This is a genomic window from Candidatus Frankia nodulisporulans (genome assembly GCF_902806475.1).
Classification (GTDB): domain Bacteria; phylum Actinomycetota; class Actinomycetes; order Frankiales; family Frankiaceae; genus Frankia; species Frankia umida.
This window is the reverse complement of sequence record NZ_CADCWS010000324.1, coordinates 1-3982: the sequence shown is the minus strand read 5'-3', so window position 1 is coordinate 3982 and position 3982 is coordinate 1. Positions and strand designations below refer to the sequence as shown.

Genomic DNA, 3982 nt, shown 5'->3' with positions numbered 1-3982 from the left:
CGGCAGCCGGGCAACACGGCGATCACCTGGTGGATGTCGTGACGTTGTGCGGCCTGGAGGAACTTCAGCGCCGACGAGATGGCTGTTCCCGTGTCGACACCGATCACGGGCGACCAGGTGGAGCTGGCGAAGGAGCGGTGGATCCTCGCCCGCGCGACGCATCTCGACTCGCTGGTGGACAAGCTGACCGAGCCACGGGTGCGACGGGTCATCGAGCCGGTCCTGGCCGGAACGACGCTGCTGTCCGAAGTACTCATCACGTCGAGCAGCTCCTGGGTCCGCTGCGCCAGCACGTCATCGGGGATGCCCCGCAGTAGCCCGACAGCCATCGACAGCGCCGTCGTCCTGCCGGCACCGTTGGGCCCCACCAGACCGAGGAACGGCCCTCTCGCGACCGTCAGGTCCACCCGGTTCACCGCGACGTTGTCCGCGAAGACCTTGTGCAGGCCGCTCAGCCACAGCGCCGGTGACGAGTCCCCCGCACCGGGCCAGGGGTCCGGCCCGTCGAGCCAGCTCGCAGAGGACTGCGACGACGGCGAGCCCGGCTGCCAGGATGAGCGGATGCTCGACGAGGAGCTCGCCGACCGGTTCGAGCGGATTGCCGGACATCAGGCCGGACCGTTGCGCGAACCAGGCTGTCGCGAGCACTGCCCCGAGCGAGGCGATCGCGATCCGCAGTGCCGGGTAGACGACGGTGCGACTGATCACGATCAGGGAGGGCATCACCAGCGCCACGACAACCAGCTGGGTGATCTCGATGCCGAGGTTGAAGCCGAGCAGGGTCGTGAGCAGACTCCTGCGGCTGAGGTCGAGCTCGCCCAGGAGCGCGGCGAACGCCAGCCCGTGCAGCAGGCCGAACGTACCGGCGATCAGCACTTCGCCGCGGCGTATCAGGGGGCGCACGGCGTGGATGGCCGAGACCAGAACGGACAGGGCGATACCGCTCTCGACGAGCCGGGCGGGCAGCTGCACCCAGCCCATCGCGCCCAGCGCCAGGGTGATGGAGTGACCGAGGGCGAACGCCGTGACGACGTGCAGGACCCGCCGGCCCGCGCGCCCGAGATCCTGCCGGCCTGCCCACCGATGCCCCACGGCGGCCAGGGGGGCGGGCAGCAGCATGAGCAGGAACAGCAGATGATCACTGCCCCCGCTGATGTGGTCGACACCGAGGTGGAGTGCGGACACGAGGCCCTGACGCTCGGTTGTCGGGGCTGCGGACGCCGCCGACGACAGGGCCGCCACCGGCACCGACTGGGTCTGCCACGACAGCATCGCCACCGTGGTGTACGGGCCCGTGCTCCCGTACCGGGCCGAGACGAACACCCGGTGCGAGACGAGCTTGTCCACGATGGCGTCGTCGTGGAGCACGAAGTCACCCACCCTGCCAGAGCTGGGTGTCAGGGTGGCGTCGAGGACGAGGTTGGCAGCACCGTCGATCGACTCGACCCGGCCGCCGGCGACGCGGGTCACCCACGTCCGGCCGGTCGAGTCCGTCGCCGACAGGTCTCTCCGCAGGTAGGCACGCAGCTCGGACAGCGTCGCGACGTCGAGGACGGCGGCCGCGGTGAGTCGTTCGTCCAGCGCGACGCCGAGCTGGTCCAAGGGCAGGTCGACGGTCGCGGTGACGATGCGCTCGCCGACGTCCAGCCGCACCGCCGAAGTGTTGAGCGGATGCGCCAAGGCCTGCGGCGCGAGCGCGAGGACGACGCCGACCACGGCGACGATGCCGGCGAACAGACTCAGGGCTCGTCGGAGGGCGGTCAGCACGACGCCCGCTCCCCGTCGTGGCGACCGATCACGCGCTGGGATTGGTGCTGCCATAGTCGTCGGTCTTGTCTCGGTAGACGCCATGGTAATGAACGTTCGGGGTGCTCTGGCTGCGCGTGTTGACGAGCTCGATCCACACGCGGGGTCCGTCGATGCGCAGGTAGGTGCTCTCGCCGTCGACGGTGTCGCTGTTGGCGAACGCGACGTGGGTCTGGGCGAGCTGGGCCGTGTAGATCTTCATCAGCGAGGCGGCGGCGCCGGGAGAGGCGTCGTTGACCCAGGCAGCGATCGCGTCAAGAACGAGCGTGCGCTGCTCCGCGGACAGGTCGCTGACGGCCACGCCCTGGGTCGCGGGGAACTTCCCGCTGTCCACGCCCGGGCCCATCAGGATGTCGTCGATGGTGCCGGACAGCTTGGCCTTCGCCTCCTGGTCGTCGCGCAGAGAGTCGAAGACGTCGAACAGCGTGTCGGCCTTCTCCTTCATCGGCTCCACCGCGGTGCTGCCGATCGTGAAGGACTTCGGCTCGGTACCGGTGAAGTCCGGTGTGATGCTGACCGTGGCGCCCTTGTAGGTGTAGTTGCGGGCCAGGTGGTGGCCGCCGAACTGGACCATGAACGAGCCGGTCGCCGAGGGCTTGCCGTAGATCGCGATGTAGTAGTCGGAGTCCGAGCCAAAGCTGTCGGTACCGGAGGCACTGTTCGCCCTGAGCCAGTCGTCGGCCTGCTGGACCGTCTGCACCTGGGCATACCCCTGCGCGCTCAGCATGGTCTTCACGAGGGCCATCGCGGCGGGCTTGGCGTCACCGTCAAGCTCGGAGAGCGCGATGCCCTTACGCGGCACCTGCTGGGCCGGGTAGTTCGACCAGGTCTGGCGGGATTCGCTGTCTGCGAAGTCGTAGCTGACCTTCCCGGCGGTGCTCGTATCCAGGGTGGCGAGAAACGCGGTGGCGGCGGCCACGACTTCGGTGGTGTTCGCGCCCGAGGCGTTCGCGCCGTCGGTGTCAAGATCGACGGCCGTGAAGGTCTGCAGACCACCGCCGCCCGGGGCACCGCCGGGGAATCCGTTCGGTGCGCCCGAGGGGCCAGCGGTCGAGGTCGAGGTCGAGGCTGAGGTCGAGGCTGAGGTCGAGCTGGTGTCGGCGTCGGAGTCACTGCCACAGGCGGTGACCGCGGAGAACAGTGCTGCTGCCGCAATCGGCGTGACGATGGTGCGGCGAAGCTTGGTCATGGATCTGTCCGTTCCGGGTCGAGGAGGTCCGACATCCACCTGCAGGCAGGCCGCCTGCGCTCCCACAACGCTGTCCGTGTTTCCTGTGAGCCCGCTGTCCGCCCGCTGTGAATCTCTCGTGCATAACGGCGGCCGTTCCCCCACGCGGGGTACGTCAGAAACACGCGCGGATGAGAACGCATGCGAACAGGACGGACAACCAGCTCTGCCGAGTACCGCCTTCGATTCACCACTCCGTGAGATGAGGAACGGGCCGCGGCGCACGAGCGTGCTCCGTCCACAACGGGAGAGTTTAGCTGTACGGATGGCTGTACCGCACCGCGATGCTCGGCACCGCCCGACCGCACGACCTTGCTCTCGCGGGATAACTCCCGCCCCACACGGGACCGGCTTTAAGAGAGGCTCAAGGAAGACGGCTCCCCACCTCGCCGGTCCCGAAGGATACTCAGTCAAGAAAAAATTCGTTTCCCACGATTCCTGCATCACGATGCAGGAATCGTGGCCGTCATACAGCAGTCGCACGCGCCCAGCGCGACCAGTCGTGCGCATTCGGCTTCGAGCGTGACGAGGCGCTCTTCACCCACGAGCCCGGAGCCGACCCTCACGTCAAGATACAGCCGATTCTTGACGACCTTTCCCTCGGGAACGCGCTGAAAGAACAGTCGCGGGCCCAAACCTGAGGGATCAATGCAGGCAACCCATGAACCCTGATTCTCGGGAAACCGGGAGTCGTTGAAGTCGTCCCAGGTGGCGAACCCTTTCGGGGGAGGCGAAAAACGTACCCCAGCACCTCGCACCAAAAGCGAGCCACGCGCTCAGGTTCAGCGCAGTCAAAGGTGACTTGGAACTGCTTGATCGATGACACGGGCGCACCATAGCATGAGGCTTATGCAGAACTCATGGAATAGAAATAGAGTGCCCGGATCGCGGAGAATGCTGTGGGGTAGGTCGAGAGGGGGCGCCGGTAGTCGGTGAGGCTTATGCAGA

General features: G+C 67.2%; 5 protein-coding genes. All 5 read right to left on the bottom strand.

Annotated elements, in window-relative coordinates; genetic code table 11:
• On the bottom strand, nucleotides 1-368 hold a 368-nt coding region (locus G6R24_RS21730), incomplete at its 3' end, for a hypothetical protein (protein ID WP_338084473.1).
• Nucleotides 295-1767, bottom strand: a complete 1473-nt coding sequence (locus G6R24_RS24620; RefSeq protein ID WP_244957092.1) for a HupE/UreJ family protein — start codon at nucleotides 1765-1767, stop codon at nucleotides 295-297. The genes G6R24_RS24620 and G6R24_RS21730, both read right to left, overlap by 74 nt.
• 28 nt (nucleotides 1768-1795) lie before the next feature.
• Complete coding sequence (locus tag G6R24_RS18960; RefSeq protein ID WP_225438735.1) at nucleotides 1796-2995, bottom strand: DUF3500 domain-containing protein; 1200 nt, start codon at nucleotides 2993-2995, stop codon at nucleotides 1796-1798.
• Nucleotides 2996-3477: 482 nt separating this feature from the next.
• The gene (locus tag G6R24_RS24615; protein WP_263864090.1) at nucleotides 3478-3669 is read right to left on the bottom strand and encodes a VOC family protein; all 192 of its coding nucleotides are present in this window, start codon (nucleotides 3667-3669) and stop codon (nucleotides 3478-3480) included.
• Nucleotides 3597-3860: a VOC family protein gene (locus tag G6R24_RS24610; RefSeq protein WP_476727365.1), complete on the bottom strand. Its 264-nt coding sequence runs from the start codon at nucleotides 3858-3860 to the stop codon at nucleotides 3597-3599. Before G6R24_RS24610 ends, G6R24_RS24615 begins: the two co-directional genes overlap by 73 nt.
• Nucleotides 3861-3982: the final 122 nt, after the last annotated feature.